This window comes from Microbispora sp. NPDC049125 (genome assembly GCF_040802045.1).
Lineage (GTDB): Bacteria > Actinomycetota > Actinomycetes > Streptosporangiales > Streptosporangiaceae > Microbispora.
Genome location: NZ_JBEZDW010000010.1, coordinates 146,675 through 165,383 on the forward strand (window position 1 = coordinate 146,675; position 18,709 = coordinate 165,383).

16 protein-coding genes are annotated in these 18,709 nt (G+C 71.9%); 6 read left to right on the forward strand and 10 right to left on the reverse strand.

Features of this window, described 5'->3' with window-relative positions; all coding sequences use genetic code 11:
• The first annotated feature begins 117 nt into the window (after window positions 1-117).
• Together AB0B72_RS14820 and AB0B72_RS14825 are read left to right on the forward strand one after the other, a co-directional pair.
• On the forward strand, window positions 118-1,242 hold the full coding sequence (locus tag AB0B72_RS14820) for a sensor histidine kinase (protein ID WP_367739265.1): 1,125 nt from the start codon (window positions 118-120) through the stop codon (window positions 1,240-1,242).
• Window positions 1,239-1,901 carry a response regulator gene (locus AB0B72_RS14825; protein ID WP_367739266.1) on the forward strand — a complete coding sequence of 221 codons (663 nt, stop codon included), beginning with the start codon at window positions 1,239-1,241 and terminating at the stop codon, window positions 1,899-1,901. Before AB0B72_RS14820 ends, AB0B72_RS14825 begins: the two co-directional genes overlap by 4 nt.
• Before the next feature lie 44 nt (window positions 1,902-1,945).
• Here AB0B72_RS14825 and AB0B72_RS14830 read toward each other — a convergent pair whose 3' ends face one another.
• The 5 genes from AB0B72_RS14830 to AB0B72_RS14850 form a co-directional block, all read right to left on the reverse strand.
• Window positions 1,946-2,614: a Type 1 glutamine amidotransferase-like domain-containing protein gene (locus tag AB0B72_RS14830; protein WP_367739267.1), complete on the reverse strand. Its 669-nt coding sequence runs from the start codon at window positions 2,612-2,614 to the stop codon at window positions 1,946-1,948.
• Between the two features lie 172 nt (window positions 2,615-2,786).
• Complete coding sequence (locus tag AB0B72_RS14835) at window positions 2,787-3,932, reverse strand: acyl-CoA dehydrogenase family protein (protein WP_367739268.1); 1,146 nt, start codon at window positions 3,930-3,932, stop codon at window positions 2,787-2,789.
• Window positions 3,933-4,826, reverse strand: coding sequence for a hydroxymethylglutaryl-CoA lyase (locus tag AB0B72_RS14840; protein ID WP_367739269.1), 894 nt, complete (start codon window positions 4,824-4,826; stop codon window positions 3,933-3,935).
• Entirely contained in the window at window positions 4,817-7,000 is a 2,184-nt protein-coding gene (locus tag AB0B72_RS14845; protein WP_367739324.1) for a biotin carboxylase N-terminal domain-containing protein, read from the reverse strand. Before AB0B72_RS14845 ends, AB0B72_RS14840 begins: the two co-directional genes overlap by 10 nt.
• 72 nt (window positions 7,001-7,072) lie before the next feature.
• Complete coding sequence (locus tag AB0B72_RS14850) at window positions 7,073-8,641, reverse strand: carboxyl transferase domain-containing protein (RefSeq protein ID WP_367739325.1); 1,569 nt, start codon at window positions 8,639-8,641, stop codon at window positions 7,073-7,075.
• 53 nt (window positions 8,642-8,694) lie between these two features.
• On the opposite strand from AB0B72_RS14850, the gene AB0B72_RS14855 reads away from it, so the two are divergent.
• Together AB0B72_RS14855 and AB0B72_RS14860 are read left to right on the forward strand one after the other, a co-directional pair.
• Window positions 8,695-9,270 (forward strand): TetR/AcrR family transcriptional regulator, encoded by a 576-nt coding sequence (locus tag AB0B72_RS14855; protein ID WP_367739270.1) that lies wholly within the window; start codon window positions 8,695-8,697, stop codon window positions 9,268-9,270.
• 17 nt (window positions 9,271-9,287) lie between these two features.
• The gene (locus AB0B72_RS14860; protein WP_367739271.1) at window positions 9,288-10,379 is read left to right on the forward strand and encodes a hypothetical protein; all 1,092 of its coding nucleotides are present in this window, start codon (window positions 9,288-9,290) and stop codon (window positions 10,377-10,379) included.
• 44 nt (window positions 10,380-10,423) lie between these two features.
• On the opposite strand, the gene AB0B72_RS14865 is transcribed toward AB0B72_RS14860, so the two are convergent.
• On the reverse strand, window positions 10,424-12,637 hold the full coding sequence (locus tag AB0B72_RS14865; RefSeq protein WP_367739272.1) for a thiamine pyrophosphate-dependent enzyme: 2,214 nt from the start codon (window positions 12,635-12,637) through the stop codon (window positions 10,424-10,426).
• 205 nt (window positions 12,638-12,842) lie between these two features.
• On the opposite strand from AB0B72_RS14865, the gene AB0B72_RS14870 reads away from it, so the two are divergent.
• On the forward strand, window positions 12,843-14,180 hold the full coding sequence (locus tag AB0B72_RS14870; protein ID WP_367739273.1) for a hypothetical protein: 1,338 nt from the start codon (window positions 12,843-12,845) through the stop codon (window positions 14,178-14,180).
• Window positions 14,181-14,265: 85 nt separating this feature from the next.
• Here AB0B72_RS14870 and AB0B72_RS14875 read toward each other — a convergent pair whose 3' ends face one another.
• The 4 genes from AB0B72_RS14875 to AB0B72_RS14890 form a co-directional block, all read right to left on the reverse strand.
• Window positions 14,266-15,120 (reverse strand): ABC transporter permease, encoded by an 855-nt coding sequence (locus tag AB0B72_RS14875; protein WP_367739274.1) that lies wholly within the window; start codon window positions 15,118-15,120, stop codon window positions 14,266-14,268.
• Between the two features lie 4 nt (window positions 15,121-15,124).
• Window positions 15,125-16,096, reverse strand: a complete 972-nt coding sequence (locus AB0B72_RS14880; protein ID WP_367739275.1) for an ATP-binding cassette domain-containing protein — start codon at window positions 16,094-16,096, stop codon at window positions 15,125-15,127.
• Window positions 16,096-16,668: a PadR family transcriptional regulator gene (locus tag AB0B72_RS14885; RefSeq protein ID WP_367739276.1), complete on the reverse strand. Its 573-nt coding sequence runs from the start codon at window positions 16,666-16,668 to the stop codon at window positions 16,096-16,098. The genes AB0B72_RS14880 and AB0B72_RS14885 overlap by 1 nt, the downstream gene beginning before the upstream one ends.
• Window positions 16,669-16,747: 79 nt before the next feature.
• Window positions 16,748-17,839: a magnesium and cobalt transport protein CorA gene (locus AB0B72_RS14890; RefSeq protein WP_367739277.1), complete on the reverse strand. Its 1,092-nt coding sequence runs from the start codon at window positions 17,837-17,839 to the stop codon at window positions 16,748-16,750.
• Window positions 17,840-17,973: 134 nt separating this feature from the next.
• On the opposite strand from AB0B72_RS14890, the gene AB0B72_RS14895 reads away from it, so the two are divergent.
• The gene (locus tag AB0B72_RS14895) at window positions 17,974-18,690 is read left to right on the forward strand and encodes a M50 family metallopeptidase (protein WP_367739326.1); all 717 of its coding nucleotides are present in this window, start codon (window positions 17,974-17,976) and stop codon (window positions 18,688-18,690) included.
• The last annotated feature ends 19 nt before the right edge of the window (window positions 18,691-18,709 follow it).

Below are 18,709 nucleotides of genomic sequence, written 5' to 3' on the forward strand. Positions count from 1 at the left end.
TTGCCGCAGACGGCTGCCGTGGACGCCGCAGGAACCGCGGAAGTACCGCGCGCGCAGTAGGCGGCCGGCCCCCGTGCGCGGGATTCGCCTGCGCGGACATCCGGCTAGGGTGCGCGCATGAGCACAGGACGGCTCCGTGTCCCGACCGGTGTCACAGACTGGGCGATAGCCGTCGGAGTGGCGGCGACGCTGCTGGTCACCGGGCGCTCCGGGCACTCCGCCACGTACCTGGACCTGCTCGGCTACGCGCTGCTGGCGACCGGCGGCCTGGTGCTGGCCGCGCGCCGCCGGGCGCCGGTCGTCGTCCTGGCCGTCACCGGGCTGTGCACGGTGGGTTACCAGGCGGCCGGGTTCGACGTGCCCGCCGTCGCGTTCCTGTTCGCGGTGTACGCGGCCGTGCGGGCGGGGCACCGCACCCTCACCGTGGCGGCGAGCGTGACGATGCTGGCGGCTCTGCCCCTCGCGGCCATGGCCTCGGGCCTGCACGACACGGGCGAGGCGTTCGCGCAGGCCCGTGGCGCCCTGGAGCTGGCCTGGCTGATCGCCGCCGGCGCCGCGGGTGAGGCGCTGCGGCAGGCCGAGCGGCGGGCGGACGAGGCCGAGCGCACCCGGGAGGAGACCGCGCGGCACCGCGCCGCCGAGGAGCGGCTGCACATCGCGCGGGAGTTGCATGATTCGCTCACCCACCAGATCTCCGTCATCAAGGTGCAGGCGGAAGTCGCCGTCCACGTGGCGCGCAAGCGGGGTGAAGCGGTGCCGCCGGCTCTGCTCGCGATCCAGGAGGCCGGACGTGAGGCGACCCGGGAGCTGCGCGCGACCCTGGAGGCGCTGCGCGACGACGACACGACCCCGCCGCGCGGGCTCGACCACGTCGCGGAACTGGTGGAACGGGCTCGGGCGATCGGCCTGGACGCGACGTTGATGATCGAGGGACAACGACATGACGTGCCGGCCGCGGTGGACCGGACCGCCTTCCGGATCGTTCAGGAGTCGCTGACCAACGTCGCCCGTCACGCCGCCGCCGCGACGGCGTCGGTCCGGATCGACTACCGTCCCGGCGCCCTGGTGATACGGGTCGACGACGACGGCAGGGCCACACCGGGCACCGCCGCCGTGCCCGGCGTAGGGCTCCTCGGGATGCGCGAACGGGTCACCGCCCTCGGCGGTCACCTGCGCGCGGCACCGCGCGGCGAGGGGGGCTTCACCGTGCACGCCGAGCTTCCCGTGGACCGGACGTCATGATCCGTGTCCTGCTGGTCGACGACCAGCCGCTCCTTCGCAGCGGATTCCGCGCGCTGCTCGACCTCGAAGACGACATCGAGGTGGTGGCCGAGGCCGCCGACGGGGAGAGGTGCCTGGCTCTGGCCAGGGAACACCGGCCCGACGTCGCGCTCATCGACATCCAGATGCCGGTCATGGACGGCATCGAGGCGACCCGGCGCATCACCGCGGACCCGGATCTGGCCGGGGTGCACGTCGTCATCCTGACCAACTACGGCTTGGACGAATACGTCTTCGACGCGCTGCGCGCCGGCGCGGCCGGATTCCTCGTCAAGGACATCGTGCCGGATGACTTTCTGCACGCCGTACGCGTCGCCGCACGCGGTGACGCGCTGCTCGCCCCGTCGATCACCCGCAAGCTGATCGACCGGTACGTCACCCAGCCGCTTCACACCAATGCCGGCGCGGGGCTGAAAGAGCTGACCAACCGTGAACGCGAGGCCGTCGCCCTGGTCGCGCAGGGCCTGTCCAATGACCAGATCGCGGACCGCATGGCGATCAGCTCGCTGACCGCGAAAACCCATGTCAACCGGGCCATGACCAAGCTCCACGCCCGTGACCGCGCTCAACTGGTGGTCCTCGCCTACGAGTCCGGCCTGGTGGTCCCGCGCGACTCCTGACGTCCACGATCCGGATGCGGGACCAGCCCTCAGGCCGCGCCAGGTCACGGATGAAACCGCCACCGGCCTTCGGAGACGACGTCCACCTTGTCGTCACTGACGCGGACGGCCGTGTCGTCGTCGACGAAGTAGATCGGGAAATCCGCCCGCTCGGCGATGCGATCGGCCCAGGCGTCGTCCCGCTCCGGGAAATGGGGCGAGTACAGGTGCGGCTTCAGATACCAGTCGAAGAGACCGAACGGCGGCTCCACCGTCGTCGCGCCAAGCACGCGCAGGTCCGCGGCATCCCCCATGACGTCGGCGGACCGCCCGGTGAGATTCCGGCTGAAGACCATCGATCCGGCGCTCGCCCCCACGTAGACCCGGCTCTCCAGCGCTTCCAGGAAGCCGCCGGCGAGGCCGTTGCCGGTGATGCTGCGCGCGAGGTGGTAGTGGCTGCCGCCTCCGACGTAGACGACGTCGGCGTGCAGCAGCCGGTCGAGCACCATCCGCCGCGGCAGGCCGTTCAGCTCAAGGATGTCGAACTCGCGCCAGCCGAGACCGTGCAGCCGGCTCAGATCCGCGACGGACCACGTGTGGTCACCGGGCTCGGCGACGGACGCTGTGGGGACGTACACGACGTTCGCCGACTCGAACGGCTTCGCCAGCAGGTCCCGCAGCGCATCCCGCAGCGTCTCGTTGCGCAGGCCGCTCGCCGTCAACAGAAGCCTCACCAGGCGACCCAATCATGGCCCGGCCGGCGTACGCAACGCGCCGGCCTGCGCGGGAGAGGACGGCCCCGACCGCAGCGGGCAGACCCGCGGCATCCCAGGCCGACCGGCCTCCGAAGATCCGAAGAGAAGCCACACCCGCCGGTCACCGGATGCGGCCGTCGCACTGGTCTGGCTAGGCGCCCAAGCCCAGCTCGCGGGCGATCAGGATGCGCTGGACCTCGCTCGTCCCCTCGCCGATCTCCAGGATCTTGGCGTCGCGGTAGAAGCGGCCCACGGGGAACTCGTTCATGAAGCCGTAGCCGCCGAAGATCTGTGTGGCGTCGCGGGCGTTGTCCATGGCCGCGTTCGACGAGACGAGCTTGGCGATCGCGGCCTCCTTCTTGAACGGCAGGCCCGCCAGCATCCGCTCGGCCGCGTGGTAGTAGGCGAGCCGCGACGTGTGCACCCGGGCCTCCATATCCGCGATCTTGAACTGGATGGCCTGGTTGCGGCCGATCGGCCGGCCGAACGCCTGCCGCTCCTCCGCGTACCGCAGCGACTCGTCCACGCACCCCTGCGCCAGCCCCACCGACAGGGCGGCGATCGCGACCCGCCCCTCGTCGAGGGTCCGCAGGAACTGGGCGTACCCCCGGCCACGCTCGCCGAGCAGGTTCTCCGCGGGCACCCGGCAGCCGGCGAACGACAGCTCCCGGGTGTCGGAGGCCGACCAGCCCACCTTGGAGTACTTCTTCGACACCGTGAAGCCGGGTGTGCCCGACGGCACGAGGATCGTGGAGATCTCCGGCCTGCCGCCCTGGCGGCCGGTGATCGCGGCGACCGCGACGACCACGGTGATGTCGGTGCCCGAGTTGGTGATGAACGCCTTGGTGCCGTCGATCACCCATTCGCCGCCGTCGAGGGTGGCGGTGGTCCGCATCCCGCCAGGGACGTCGGAGCCGCCGCCGGGCTCGGTCAGGCCGAAGGCGCCGAGGGTCTCCCCCGCCGCCATGCCCGGCAGCCACCGCTCCTTCTGCTCGGCCGTGCCGTACCGGAGGATGGGCATCGCGCCCAGTGACACGGCGGCCTCCAGCGTGATGGCCACCGAGGAGTCGACCCTGGCGAGCTCCTCCAGGGCCAGGCACAGCGCGAAGTAGTCTCCGCCCATGCCGCCGTACTCCTCGGGGATCGGCAGGCCGAACAGGCCCATCGCGCCCATCTTCCGTACGACGTCGTAGGGGAACGCGCACCGCTCGTAGTAGTCCCCGATGACGGGGGCGACCACCTCGCGGGCGAACTCGGCGACCGTCGCGCGCAGCTCGTCGTGCTCTTCGCTGAGCATCTACATCTCCTTGGCGAGGGCCTGGACGACACGGGAGGGGCTCGGCCGGCCGAGCCGGTCGGCGAGCCAGAGGCTGGTGGCCACGAGTGAGCGGAGGTCGACGCCGGTCTCGACGCCGAGCCCGTCGAGCATCCACACCAGGTCCTCCGTGGCGAGGTTCCCGGTGGCGCTCCCGGCGTACGGGCAGCCGCCGATGCCCCCGGCCGAGGCGTCCACGACGGTCACCCCCCGGCGCAGGGCGGTCAGGGTGTTGGCGAGGGCCTGGCCGTAGGTGTCGTGGAAGTGGACGGCGAGCCGCTCCGGCCCGACGCCGCCGTCGCCGAACGCGTCGAGCAGCGCCTCGACGTGCCGCGGCGTGCCGACGCCGATCGTGTCGCCCAGCGACAGCTCGTAGCAGCCGAGGTCGAGCAGCCTGCGGCCCACGGCCACCACCTGCGCGGGCGCGACCGGCCCCTCCCACGGATCGGCGAAGCACATCGAGACGTACGCCCTGACCCGGACGCCTGCGGCCAGCGCCCGTTCGACGACGGGGGCGAACATCTCGAACTGCGATTCCAGGGTGCGGTTCAGGTTGCGCTGGGCGAAGGTCTCGGTGGCGCTGCCGAAGACGGCGATCTCGCTCACGCCGTGCTCCAGCGCCCTTTCCAGCCCGCGCTCGTTGGGCACGAGCACGGGATAGCGGACGCCGGGGGCCTTCGGCAGGTCCTCCAGCAGCTCGGAGGCGTCCGCGAGCTGCGGGATCCACTTGGGGTGGACGAAGCTGGTCGCCTCGATGACGCTCAGCCCCGCCTCCGCCAGCCGGCCGATGAACTCCCGCTTGACCTCGACCGGCACGGTGACGGCCTCGTTCTGCAGGCCGTCGCGCGGGCCGACCTCGTAGATCGTCACTCGCATGGCGTCACCGCCGCGTCTCCCGAGGTCACAGCCGGCTCGCCGGGCGTCGCCGCTGCCTCGCGGGGCTTCACAGCCTGCTCGCCGGGCGTCACGGTCGCGAGCACCGCGTCGAGCTCGACGGTCTGCCCCGGCCTGGCCCGCAGCCCGGTGAGCGTCCCGTCGTGCGGGGCGGTCAGGGTGTGCTCCATCTTCATCGCCTCCACCACGATCAGCGGCTGGCCCTCGGTCACCCGGTCGCCCTCCGCCGCCTTCACCAGCAGGACGGTGCCCGGCATGGGGCTGCGGACGGCGCCGTCACCGGCCCGGCCGCCGCTCTCGCGATCGCCGGGATCGCCGGGCTCGTGCCTGGTGACCTGCCAGACCTGCCCGCCCTCCCCCAGCCAGACGGCGGCGCCGTCCCGGGCCGCGGCGTACCGGCGGGTGACCCCGCCCAGCGTCACGGCGATCTCCCCGGCCCACCCGGCCGCCGAGCCGTACGACCCGGCTACCGAGCCGTACGACCCGGTCGTGCCGGTCGTGCCGGTCGTGCCGGTCGTGCCGGACCGGGGGGACCGGACCGTGAGCCGGGCCCGGCCAAGTGAACGACCATTAACTTCGATCTCCGCGTCGTCCACCGGCCCCCGGACGCGCACGGGCACGCCGAGATGGTGGACGGCCCAGGCGCGCTCGCCGAGCCGCCACCCGTCCGCGACGTCCCACGGGTCGCCGGTGTCACCCGCGCCGACCGGACCGCTGACCCGGCCGCCGCCTGGCCCGGCCTGGAGGACGAGCGCCGCCGCCGCCAGGACCTCGTCCGGCACCGGCCCGCCCGTCAGCTCCGCGAGGTGCCGCTCGACCAGCCCGGTGTCGAGCCGCCCCGCCGCGACCTCCGGATGGGTGACCAGCGCCCGCAGGAAGGCGACGTTGGTGGTGACGCCCAGGATCACGGTGGAGGCCAGCGCCCCGTCGAGCGCGGCGAGAGCCCCCGCCCGGTCCGGGGCCCAGGCCACCACCTTGGCCAGCATCGGGTCGTAGTCGCTGCCGACCACCATGCCCTCGGCGAGACCCGAGTCGACCCGCGTACGGGCACCCCCGCCGGTGCCCGTGCTCACGACGGCCGGGGAGCCGGGCTCGCTCAACGCCAGAATCCGGCCGCCGGTGGGGAGAAAGCCACGCGCCGGGTCCTCGGCGTACACCCGGGCCTCGACGGCGTGCCCCCGCAGGGAGACGTCCCGCTGCCCGAACGGCAGCGCCTCCCCGGCGGCCACCCTGAGCTGGAGCTCGACGAGGTCGAGACCCGTCACCAGCTCGGTCACCGGGTGCTCGACCTGGAGCCGGGTGTTCATCTCCATGAAGAAGAACTCGAACGGCCCGCCGGCGCCGGGGACGATGAACTCGACCGTTCCCGCGCCGACGTAGCCGACCGCCCGGGCGGCCTCGACGGCGGCGGCGCCCATCCGGAGCCTCGCGTCCTCGCCGAGCAGCGGCGACGGCGCCTCCTCGACGATCTTCTGGTGGCGGCGCTGCAGGCTGCACTCGCGCTCGCCGAGGTGGACGACGTTGCCGTGGCCGTCCGCCATGACCTGGATCTCGATGTGCCGGGGCGTGTCCACCAGTCGCTCCACCAGCAGCGTGCCGTCGCCGAACGCCGCGAGGGCCGTCCGGCGGGCCGACTCCAGCGTCCCTGGCAGCTCCCCCGCCGACGCCGCCACCAGCATGCCCTTGCCTCCGCCGCCGGCCGACGGTTTGACCAGCACCGGGAAGCCGATGCGGGCGGCGGCCTCGGCGAGGTCGTCGTGCGGCTCGGCGCCGCCGGGCACGACCGGCACGCCGGCGCGCGCGACCGTCTCCTTGGCGCGGATCTTGTCGCCCATGGCCTCGATCGCCCCGGGCGGCGGGCCCACGAACACCAGCCCCGCGGAGGCGCACCGGCGGGCGAACTCCGCGTTCTCCGCCAGGAAGCCGTACCCGGGGTGCACGGCCCGCGCCCCGGTGAGCAGGGCGGCCTCGACGACGCCGTCCATGTCGAGGTAGCCGCGCGGCAGCCGTACGGCGAGGTCGGCCTCGCGCACGTGGCGCGCGTCGCGGTCGGCGTCGCTGTGGACGGCGACCGCGCGCACCCCCATGGCGCGCAGCGTCCGGATGACCCGGACCGCGATCTCTCCCCGGTTGGCGACCAGCACGCTCGCGAACATCACGAGCCGTCCCGGCGAGGTGAGCGCCCGCGAGGCGGGTGAGGAGCCGACGCAGAAGTCATGAGCACGACCTCACATCCGGAAGACGCCGTAGGCGACGGGTTCGAGGGGGGCGTTCGCGGCGGCGCCGAGCGCCAGGCCGAGAACGGTGCGGGTGTCCACCGGGTCGATCACGCCGTCGTCCCACAGGCGCGCGGTGGAGTAGTAGGGGTTGCCCTGGTGCTCGTACTGCGCGCGGATCTCGTCGGCGTCGGCGTCGCCGACGGTCGACAGCACGGTGGCGGCCTGCTCGCCGCCCATGACCGAGATGCGGGCGTTCGGCCACATCCACAGGAAGCGCGGCGAGTAGGCCCGGCCCGCCATGGCGTAGTTCCCCGCGCCGAACGAGCCGCCGACGATCACGGTGAGCTTCGGCACCCGCGCGCAGGCGACCGCCGTGACCATCTTCGCGCCGTGCTTGGCGATGCCGCCGGCCTCGTACGCCTTGCCGACCATGAAGCCGCTGATGTTCTGCAGGAAGACCAGGGGGATCGCCCGCCGGTCGCACAGCTCGACGAAATGGGCCCCCTTGAGGGCCGACTCGCTGAACAGGATGCCGTTGTTGGCCACGATCCCCACCGGGTGGCCGTGGATCCGGGCGAAACCGGTGACCAGCGTCGGGCCGTACTCCGCCTTGAACTCCAGGAACCTGCTGCCGTCCACGACCCGGGCGATCACCTCGCGCACGTCGTACGGCGTGCGCGTGTCCCGGGGCACGATGCCGTACAGGTCGTGGGGGTCGAGGGCGGGCGGCTCGGCGGGCACCACCTCCCACGGCCGGGGCGGGCGGGGGGCCAGCGTCGCCACGATGTCCCTGACGATCTTCAGGGCGTGGGCGTCGTCCTCGGCGAGGTGGTCGGTGACGCCGCTGACCCGGGCGTGGACCTCGCCGCCGCCCAGCTCCTCGGCGGTGACGGTCTCGCCGGTCGCCGCCTTCACCAGCGGCGGGCCGCCGAGGAAGATCGTGCCCTGCCCACGGACGATCACCGCCTCGTCGCTCATCGCGGGGACGTACGCCCCGCCGGCGGTGCACGACCCGAGGACGGCGGCGATCTGCGGGATGCCGCGGGCCGACATGGTGGCCTGGTTGTAGAAGATCCGCCCGAAGTGCTCGCGGTCGGGGAAGACCTCGTCCTGCCTGGGCAGGAACGCGCCGCCCGAGTCGACCAGATAGACGCAGGGCAGGTTGTTGTGGAGGGCGACCTCCTGCGCGCGCAGATGCTTCTTGACCGTGACGGGGTAGTACGTCCCGCCCTTGACGGTGGCGTCGTTGGCCACGATCACGCATTCGCGGCCCGAGACGCGCCCCACGCCGGTGATGATCCCCGCGGCCGGGGCCTGGTCGTCGTAGAGGCCGGTCGCGGCGAGCGGGGACAGCTCCAGGAACCGGCCGCCGGGGTCGAGCAGCGTGTCGACCCGGTCCCGCGGCAGCAGCTTGCCCCGCTGGACGTGCCTGTCCCTGGCCCGCTCGGGGCCTCCCCTGGCGGCCGCCGCCAGCCGCTCGCGGAGCTCGGCCGCGAGGCGCTCGTTCGCCTCGGCGTTCCGCTTGTACGGCTCGCCGCCGGGGTCGCACCGGCTCTCCAGCACCGGCCAGGTGTTCAGGCTCATACCCGGAATGTTAGTCATCATTAACACGCCTCGTCTACCATGGTGCCGTGACCCAGACCCCTACCCGCAACCGGCGCGCCGAGATCCTGGAGGCGGCGGCGTCCCTGTTCGCGGCGCGCGGCTTCCACGGGGTGCCGATCGAGGACATCGGCGCCGCCGTCGGCGTCTCCGGCCCCGCCCTCTACCGGCACTTCGCCGGCAAGGAGGCGCTGCTCGGGGAGATGCTGCTGGACATCAGCGGGCGGCTGCGCGAGCAGGGGGCGCGGCTGGCGACCACCGCAGACCCCGCGACGGCGGAGGGCGCGCTCGACGCCCTGCTGCGGGGGCACATCGGCTTCGCCCTGGCCAACCCGGCGCTGATCAGGGTGCACGAGCGGGAGCTCGACAACGTGCCGGAGCCCGCCCGCCGGGCGATCAGGCGGCTCCAGCGGCTCTACGTCGAGGAGTGGGTGACCGTGCTGACCGAGCTGCACCCGTCGGCCGCCCCGGCCCGGCTGCGGGCCGCCACGCACGCCGTCTTCGGCCTGCTCAACTCGACACCCCGCAGCGCCGGGGAGCTGCCGCACGACGCCATGGCCGACCTGCTCCACGGCATGGCCCGCACTGCCCTCGCCGCCCTCTGAACGGTTACGATCGCAGGGTGTTCCGCCGTGGGCGCAAGCATCAGGACCCGATCGTCGCGCGGCACATGCGCGCGTTCTTCGCACAGCTCGGGCGGCACGACCGCGCCGTGCCGGAGCAGGTCGCGAAGCGGTACGCGTCCCATTTCTGGGACCGGGCGCACGGCACCCTCCGCGACCAGGACCAGATCGCCTCGTCCCCCTTCCATGTGGGGCTGGGAGTGCGCGACGGCGACTTCCACACGCTCACGAAGAGGGTCGCCCTCGTCACGGACTCGCTGGTGCTGTCCAACCACTGGCGTGGGACGTACCACGAGGTGGGGGCGTATCGGTCGGACCACTACGGACTCGCCCCCGAGGCGGTCATGCGGATGGTGTCGCGCGAGCACACCGAGGGGAGCTACGGGATCACGACACCCGACCTGGGCGAGCTCGGGAGGTGGATCACGGCCGCCGAGCCCCTCCTGCGCGCCGGGCTGGTCTGGTACCTGCCGAGCTACTCCACGGTCAGGCGGACCGAGGTGGACGGGCGCCGGTGGCCACCCGTCTCGGTCCGCCAGAAGGACATCGTCGATCTGTTCGTCACCGGCCGCAGAGCCGTCGACGCGTCCGGGGTCAATCCGTTCACCAGCCGTTTCGTCCGCGCCATCCTGGAGATCGACCTGCCGTTCGTGGACGGGGTGGGCCTGCGCGACTTCGGCCGCATCACCGTCGATGAGTTCGATTCCTACCGGGCCTTCCGGGACTTCGCGCGTCTGAAGTTCCTCGACCTGGATCAGGCGATGGACAGCGTCCAGTCGCAACGGGAACTCCTGCGCATCGGCTTGGAGATACGCGATCAGGTCCGGGCCAGCCATGCCGAGATGGCGCGGGTCCGGACAACCCGTGCGGTCGCGGCCGGCGGCGCGGTGATCGGCACAGTGGGAGCGGCGCTCGTCGCCGTGTACGGTCCCGCCATCCAGCCGGCGCTGGCCACCCTCGGCGCCACCGGCGGCCTGTGGGGAATCGTGCACGCCGCCACCGGCAACAGCGTGCGGTCCCTGCGGGAGGGGACGCCGTGGTACTACGTCTGGGCCCTCACCAGGGCCGCCGGCCGCAACGGCCTCCGCTAGGCCGTGGCGCCCTGGTGACCGCCGCCCCGCGACGGCGGCGTCCCTCAGGAGAGCAGGCGGCGGGCGGCCTGCTCGATGTCGGCCTCGGACAGCAGCACGGTGTCGGCGGCCGGGCCCAGCGGGACGAAGCTGTCCTGGGAGGTCACGCGGGCGATGGGCCCGGTGAAGCCGTTGTCGACAAGGGCGGCGGTCACGCTCTCCGAGACGCCGCCGCCGCGCCGGGTCTCGTCGGCGATGAGCACCCTGCCGGTGAGCTCCGCCGCGCGGAGCAGGTCCTCCACCGGGAGGGGCGACAGCCACCGCAGGTCGAGGACCCGGCAGCCCACATCCTCCGCGGTGAGCCGGACGGCGGCCCGCAGGCTCATCCGCAGGCCGTTGCCGAACGTGACGATCGTCAGGTCCCGGCCGTCCCCGTACGCGCGGGCCCGGCCGATGGGCACGTGGGTCTCCGCCCAGCGCGCGGGCGGCGCGTACGGCGCGAGCCAGCCGCCGTCGCCCTCGTCGAAGAGGTCGCGGGCGTGGTAAAGCGCGATCGGCTCCAGGAACACGCACACGCTGCCGTCCACCCGGGCCGCCGCCAGGCAGGTGCGCAGCATGGCCGCCGCGTCGTCCGGGCGCGCGGGAGACGCCACCACAATGCCGGGAATATCGCGCAATGCCGCAATTGAGCTGTCATTGTGGAAATGCCCCCCAAAGCCCTTTTGATAGGCAAATGAGGCGACACGTACCACGAGCGGGTTGCGGAAGGCGCCCTGCGAGAAGAACTGCAGGGTCGCCGCCTCGCCCCGGATCTGGTCGAGCGCGTTGTGCAGATAGGCGAGGTACTGGATCTCGGGCACGGGCAGCAGCCCCGACACCCCCGAGCCGAGCGCCAGGCCGAGGACGGCCTGCTCGTCGAGCAGGGTGTCGAAGACGCGCTCGGCGCCGAACCTGCGCAGCAGCCCCCGGGTCACGCCGTAGACCCCGCCCTTGCGTGCCACGTCCTCGCCGAAGACCACGACGCCCGGGTCGAGCGCCATCGCGTCGGCGAGGGAGCGGTTGACCGCCTGGGCCAGCGTCAGCTTGCCCTCCAGCTCGGGCGGCGTGGCCAGGGCCCTGTCCCGGGCCTGCGCCGGGGGCACCCGCGCCGCCTCGGCGGCCACCAGGTCCGGCCGGCGCGGCGCCAGCGGGGCCATCACCTCGTCCGCCGTCAGCAGCCGTGGGCGGCGGGCGCACTCCATGGCGAGCTTCAGCACGTGGTCGCGCTCGGCCTCGTAGCGGGACAGCAGGTCGTCCGGCTGGGCCAGGCCCGCCTCGACGAGCAGCCGCGCCGTACGGACGAGGGGGTCGCGCTCCAGGTCGGCCGCGATCTCCTTGCGGGTGCGGTAGCCGATCTCCACGTCCGAGCCCGCGTGGCCCATCAGGCGGACCGTGCGCAGGTGCAGGAACGCCGGAGCCCGGTTTTCCCGCACCCAGTCGGCCGCCCGCCGGGCGGCGTCGTAGGCGTCGGCCAGATCGCAGCCGTCGGCGTGGAAGTACTCCAGGAGGGGGTGCCTGGCCTGCTCGACCCAGCCGGGCGGGGTCTTCACGCTGATGCCGATGCCGTTGTCCTCGCAGACGAAGAGCACCGGGAGCCGCATCCCGCGGTACCGGCCGTACGCGGCCGTGTTGAGGCCGCTCAGCGCGGACGCGTGGTTGACCGAGGCGTCACCGAAGCTGCAGACCGCGATCGCGTCGCCCGGCCAGGGCGACGGCACGCCCAGCGACCTCGCCCGCTCGATCGCGAAGCCGACCCCGGCGGCGCGGGGCAGGTGGCTGGCGATCGTGGAGGTCTGCGGGATCACGGCGAGGTCCGGGTGGCCGAAGACCTTGTGCCTGCCGCCCGCGCCGGGCTCCTCGGCGGCCGCGCTCAGCCCGAGGAGCACGTCGCGCAGGCCCTCCTCGGCCAGGCGGCCCTTCTGCGCCGAGCGGGCCAGGTAGAACGCGCCGGACCGGTAGTGCAGCAGCGCCGGGTCGGTCTCGCGGACCGCCGCCGCGACGGCCGCGTTGCCCTCGTGGCCCGCCGAGCCGATCGTGTAGAAGCCCTCGTCGCGCTCGCGCATCACCCGGGCGGCCACGTCGAGGAGGCGGCTGCCGAGCTGGACGGCGAACAGCTCACGACATCGGACGCCGGTGAGAGTGGTGCCCTCACGCACCGGAAGGTCCGGATCCCTGGGGGATCCCGGCGTCAGCGCGCCGACAACCTCGGCGAAATGCGTCTCCACAGCGTCCCGCACCACAGGCCCGATTATGTCGCAGGATGCACGCTCCGTCCTGGCACCCCGGCATCTCCGTCCGGATCCGGCCGTGGAACGATCCCTTTTGACATGAATTGATAACAAACCGTCAGTCACCCAACCATTCCGGGTAATCCGCCGTCTACTTGAGGAGAACCACGTGGCACCCTCATGCCGCGTTCAACCCCCGGAAGGATGGTTCACCGGAATGTTGAAGCGCATCCAGGCCTTGGTGGCCGCGGTGGCGCTGGGAAGCGCGGCGTTCGTCGCGCTCCCCGCCGCGGCGGCCACGGCGGCCGACGCGCCGCCGAAGCCCACCGGCCTCACGGCGGCCCCCAGCCCCGTCGTCGTCAGCAGCGACGCGGGCACCACGGCGACGTTCACCTTCAAGACCGGCGACACGGGCTCGGCCAGGCTCATCGACCGCAACGACAAGTCGGTCCCGCTGACGGTGACCGGGTCGTCGGGCACCTACACCGCGCAGTACACGTTCAAGTTCTCCGACGAGCCCGGCGTCTGGAAGCTGGAGGCGAAGGCCACCAAGGGCTCGGAGTCGTCGGTGGAGACGACGACGTTCCAGGTCCACTGGGTCACCGACCTCGACTTCGACGCGACGCCCGACGCCGTCGAGCAGGGCGGTGCGGTCACCCTGCGGGGCGCCCTGACGTACAAGGAGGGCTCGGCCTGGAAGCAGTACGACGGCCAGAAGGTGTACATCGCCTTCAAGCCCGCCGGCGGCTCCTACAGCCGGGTCGACTCGGCCACGACGGACTCGCACGGCCGCTTCTCGGTCACCCGCAAGTCGTGGAAGACCGGCTGGTGGCGTGCGGAGTTCGACGGCGCGACCGACACCCAGCCCTCGACGAGCGACAGCGACCGGGTCGACGTCAAGGCCTCTTCCAAGGCCACGCGGATCAGCGGCTTCGACGCCTACCCCGAGCCCGTCGACAAGGGTGACACGCTGCACCTGCGCGGCACGCTGGAGATCGGCTCCTGGAAGTCGTGGGACGGCTACAAGGGCCGCCGGGTCGAGATCTTCTTCAAGGCCGACGGCGGATCCGGCTGGCGGTACGTCACCTCCGACTGGACCGACTCCCACGGCCGGTTCTACGCCGACGCCGAGGCGCAGGCCTCCGGCTGGTGGCGGGCCGAGTACGACGGCTCGTCCGGGATCAAGGGCTCGACCGGCGCGGCCGACCACGTGACCGTGCGGGCGCCCCAGCCCGCGCCGCGCGCCGCCACCCGGATCATCAAGTTCGACGCCGGCCCCGAGCCCGTCAAGCACGGCAGGTACCTGTCCCTGCACGGCAAGGTGCAGGTCTGGGACGCCGGCTGGGAGGGCTACGGCCACCAGAAGGTGAGCCTGTGGTTCAAGAAGGCCGGCGGCGGCTGGAAGTACGTCAAGACCACCTGGACCAACGGCTCCGGCAAGTTCTGGACCAAGGCCAAGGCGGTGCGGTCGGGCACCTGGAAGGCGGTCTTCGGCGGCGACGACGAGGCCCGCGGCTCGGCCAGCAGGCAGGACTGGGTCCGGGTGAAGCACTGACCGGGCTCTGCCGGCAACAGATCTGATCCCTGAGAAGACGAACGGCCCGGGGCGCGTGCCCCGGGCCGTTCGCGCTCCGGTGCGGCTACTCGCTGCGCCGGAACTGGATGACGGCCACGCCGAGCAGGACGGCGCCGATGACCGCGACCAGGCCGATCTCCAGACCGATCGGCAGCTGGTTGCCGAACCACGAGACCCCCGGGTTGAGCATGGCGTTCGCCTGCGCCGGGATGTCGATGTGGCCGAAGACGGCCTGGCGCATCGGGTCGACGGCGTACGTCAGCGGGTTGACCGTGGTCAGCACGTGCAGCCACGACGGCAGGTTGGCCAGCGGGAACATGGCGCCCGACAGGAACATCATCGGCATGATGGCCATCTGCATGACGCCGAAGAAGCTCTGCATGTTCTTCATCCGGGCGGCGAGCAGCACGCCGAACGCCGTGATCGTGAACGCGGCCAGGAACATCTCGGCGAGCAGGGTCACGATCAACCCCGGCGAGTACGGCACGCCGACCAGGCCCGCCATCGCGAGGATGATGACGCCCTGGGCGGTCGCGACGACGGCGCCGCCGAGGCACTTGCCGATCACGATGGAGGCGCGGCTCACCGGGGCGACGAGCATCTCCCGCAGGAAGCCGAACTCGCGGTCCCACACGATGGAGCCGGCCGAGAACATCGCCGTCATGATCACGGTCATCGAGATCATGCCGGGGTACATGAACGTGCGGTAGTCGACGCCGGGGATGGACCCGCGCACCAGCGTGCCGAGGCCGGTGCCCATCACGAACAGCCACAGGATGGGCTGGATGAGCATCGAGACCATGCGGGTGCGGTCGTTCACGAACCGCAGCAGCTCCCGGTGCAGGACCACCTTGATCGCGCGGAGGTCGTGCGCGCCGTTCGTGCGCGGCACGCTCACACTCACCACTTCGGTCGCCATCGTGTCACCTTCCCCTTGCCATGGCGCGCATCCACTGGTTTCCGTCTCCCGACTCGGCGTCGCGGATCGTGGAGCCGGTGTAGGACATGAAGACGTCGTCGAGCGAGGGGCGGGAGACGCTCACCGAGCGGATCGCCACGCCGAGGTCGGCGAACAGGCGGGGCACGAACTGCTCCCCCGACGCGACGGCGAACGTCACCTGGCCCTCCCGAACCGCGGCGTCGACGCCGAACCGCTCCTTGAGCAGCCCGATCGCCTTCTCGTCGTCGGCCGTCTGGATCTGCACCCGGTCCTTGCCGATGCTCGCCTTCAGCGCCTCAGGCGAGTCGATCACGACGATCTCGCCGTGGTCGATGATCGCGATGCGGTCGCAGTACTCCGCCTCGTCCATGTAGTGCGTCGTCATGAAGATCGTGATGTCCTCGGTGTGCCGCAGCTTGTTGATGTAGCCCCAGATCGCCGACCTCGTCTGGGGGTCGAGGCCGACGGTGGGCTCGTCGAGGAACAGCACCCGGGGCGAGTGCAGCAGGCCGCGGGCGATCTCCAGCCGGCGCTTCATGCCGCCGGAGAACGTCATGACCTTGCTGTCCTTGCGGTCCCACAGCGCGACCATCTCCAGGACCTGCCGCATCCGGTCCTCGACGGCGTCCCTGGGCACGCCGTACAGCTCGGCGTGGAAGCGCAGGTTCTGCGCGGCCGTCAGGTACCCGTCGAGCGTGGGGTCCTGGAAGACGAGACCGATGTTGCGGCGGACGTCGTCGCGCTGCCTCACCACGTCGTGCCCGGCGACCTCCGCCGTGCCTCCCGTGGGGTTGATCAGCGTGCACAGCATGCTGATCGTGGTGGTCTTCCCGGCGCCGTTCGGCCCGAGAAAGCCGAACACCTCCCCGGGGGCGACCTCGAGGTCGACGCCCTTCACGGCCTCGACCTTGCCGTACGTCTTCTTCAAACCGTGTACGGCCACCGCCGCTTCCATCACTCGTCCTCCGAAAGAATCCTGAAAATCGCCTGGCGGGTGCTCCTGAGCACCTTCTTGGTCTCGGCCACCTGCCGGTCGTCGGCCACGTGCGTCAGATGGACGAACGCCTCGACGAGCTGGCCCCAGAGCAGCCGCAGCTCGTGGCGGTCCTCCGGGAGGCTTCGGGCCACGTCGGCCCACGGCTCGGCCCGCTCGTCGGCGTGCGCGCGTCCCTCGTCGGTCAGCCGGTAGATCCGGCTGCCGGCGGACTCCTCGCCGTGGACGAGGCCCTCGTCCTCCAGTTGCTGGAGAGCGGGATAGACCGAGCCGGGGCTCGGCCGCCAGACGCCGCCGCTGCGCCGCGAGATCTCCTCGATCATCTGGTAGCCGTTGCGCGGCTGCTCGGTCAGCAGCCGCAGCAGGGCCGTCCTGACGTCGCCCCGCCGTACTCGCGGGGACAGGTCCGGGGGCATCGGCGCCGGCGGCACCATCGGCGCCATCGACGCCATCGGCGCCGGGGCGCCGGGGAAAGGCGGAGCGCCGGGAAGAGGAGGGCCCGGCCAGTGTGGACGATCGTCGAACAACCTCATCACCTCTACTATCGAGATAGGCCAAAGATATATCTAGATAGTTGGCAGAGCAAGGCGGTTTTCCCCTGGCGTGGCGGGGTCAGAGCCAGTCGCGGCGCTTGAAGACCAGGTAGAGGGTGAGGCAGACCAGGCCCATGAGCATCACGGCCATCGGGTAGCCGAAGAGCCAGTGCAGCTCGGGCATGTAGTCGAAGTTCATCCCGTAGATGGTGCCGACCAGCGTCGGCGCGAACAGGATGGCCGCCCAGGCGGAGATCTTCTTGACCTCGTTGCCCTGCGCGATGCTGGCGCTGGTCAGCTTGGTCATCTCCTCGTTCTGCTGCTGGCTGACCAGGGTGGAGTTGACGATGAGGATGTCCTGGAGCATCTGCCGGAAGCCGGCGACCCGCTCGGTGACCGTGATGGCGTGGTCGGACACGTCACGCAGGTAGCGCTGGAGCTCGGTGTCCACGCCGTACCGGGGGGAGGCCGCGATGAACCCGTCGAGCATCGGGACCAGGGGGACGGCGGCCCGCTGGAACTCGATGACCTCCCGGGACAGGGAGTAGATGCGCCGGGGCGCGGCCGGGTCGCCGCCGAAGACCTGCACCTCGATCTCGTCGATGTCGTTCTGCAGGCCCGCCACCACCGGGGCGTAGCCGTCCACCACGGCGTCGAGGATGGCGTACAGCACGGCCTGCGGGCCCTGGCGGAGCAGGTCGCGGTCGGCCTCCATGCGGCGGCGCACCTTCGACAGGTCGGGCGCCTCGCTGTGCCGCACGGTCAGCACGAAGTCGGGCCCGACGAAGACGTGCAGCTCGCCGAACTCCACCTTCTCCGGCTTGTCCAGATACTGCGCGGCCCGGAGGACGACGAACAGCGTGCTGCCGTACCGGTCGGCCTTCGGACGCTGGTGCGCCACGATCGCGTCCTCGACGGCGAGCTCGTGCAGGCCGAACTCCTCGGCCGCCTTCAGCAGCTCGGACTCCTCCGGCCGGTAGAGCCCGATCCACGCCATCGCGCCCGGCCGTGAGCGCAGCGAGGCGATGGCGTCGCTCAGCGACAGCGGCGAGTCGACGCGCTCCCCGTCGACGTACACGGCGTTGTCGATCACGCTCTGCCTGGCCGTCTCGGCGACGCCCGCCCGGGGGTCCATCGAACGCTCGGGAGGCGGCTCCGGCTTGGCCTTCATGAGTCCACTGAATCCCCGTAGTCCACGCATTCGACGCTCAGTCACACATAGACGGTAGCGTCGCCCGCCGGAGCGCCGGTCGCCGTGCGCGCCAAGGGCGGCGCAGGCCGTACGATTCCCGCGGAGGTGACCCCCTGAAAGGCCTGTGGAACGAGCTGACCGCGACTCAGGTCGCGCCCCCGCCGTGGCTGGTCGTCGTGTCCGCCCTCGCCGCGCTGGGGGTCGTGGCCTACCGGCCCTCCTGGCACGTCTCGCGGGGACTGATCACGATCGCGCACGAGGGAGGCCACGCGCTCGTGGCCGTCCTCACCCGGCGCAAGCTGCGCGGCATCCGGCTCCACTCCGACACCTCGGGGGTGACCCTCACCAGGGGCAATCCGACGGGCCTCGGGATGGTCGCCACCGCCGCCGCGGGCTACGTGTCGCCCTCGCTGATCGGGCTCGGGGCGTCGTGGCTGGTCGCCGCCGGGCGCATCACGCTGCTGCTGTGGGCCGTGCTCCTGCTGCTGGCGTGCATGCTGCTGATGATCAGGAACTTCTTCGGCGCGGTGAGCCTGCTCGCCGTCGGCGGATCGGTCTTCGCGCTGTCGTGGTTCGCACCGGCCAACGTGCAGGCCGCCTGCGCGTACGTCGCGGCGTGGTTCCTGCTGCTCGGCGGGGTGCGGCCGATCCTGGAGCTGCAGTCTAAGCGCCGCCGCGGCCGGGCGCCGGACTCCGACGCCGACCAGCTCGCCCGGCTGACCCGCGTGCCCGGCTCGCTCTGGGTGCTGCTGTTCCTGATCGTCTCCACCGCCTCCCTCGCCGCCGGCGCCTACCTCCTCGCCGCCCACTGGCTCCCCCCGGACGTCTGAGCGATCCGGCGCCCGCTAT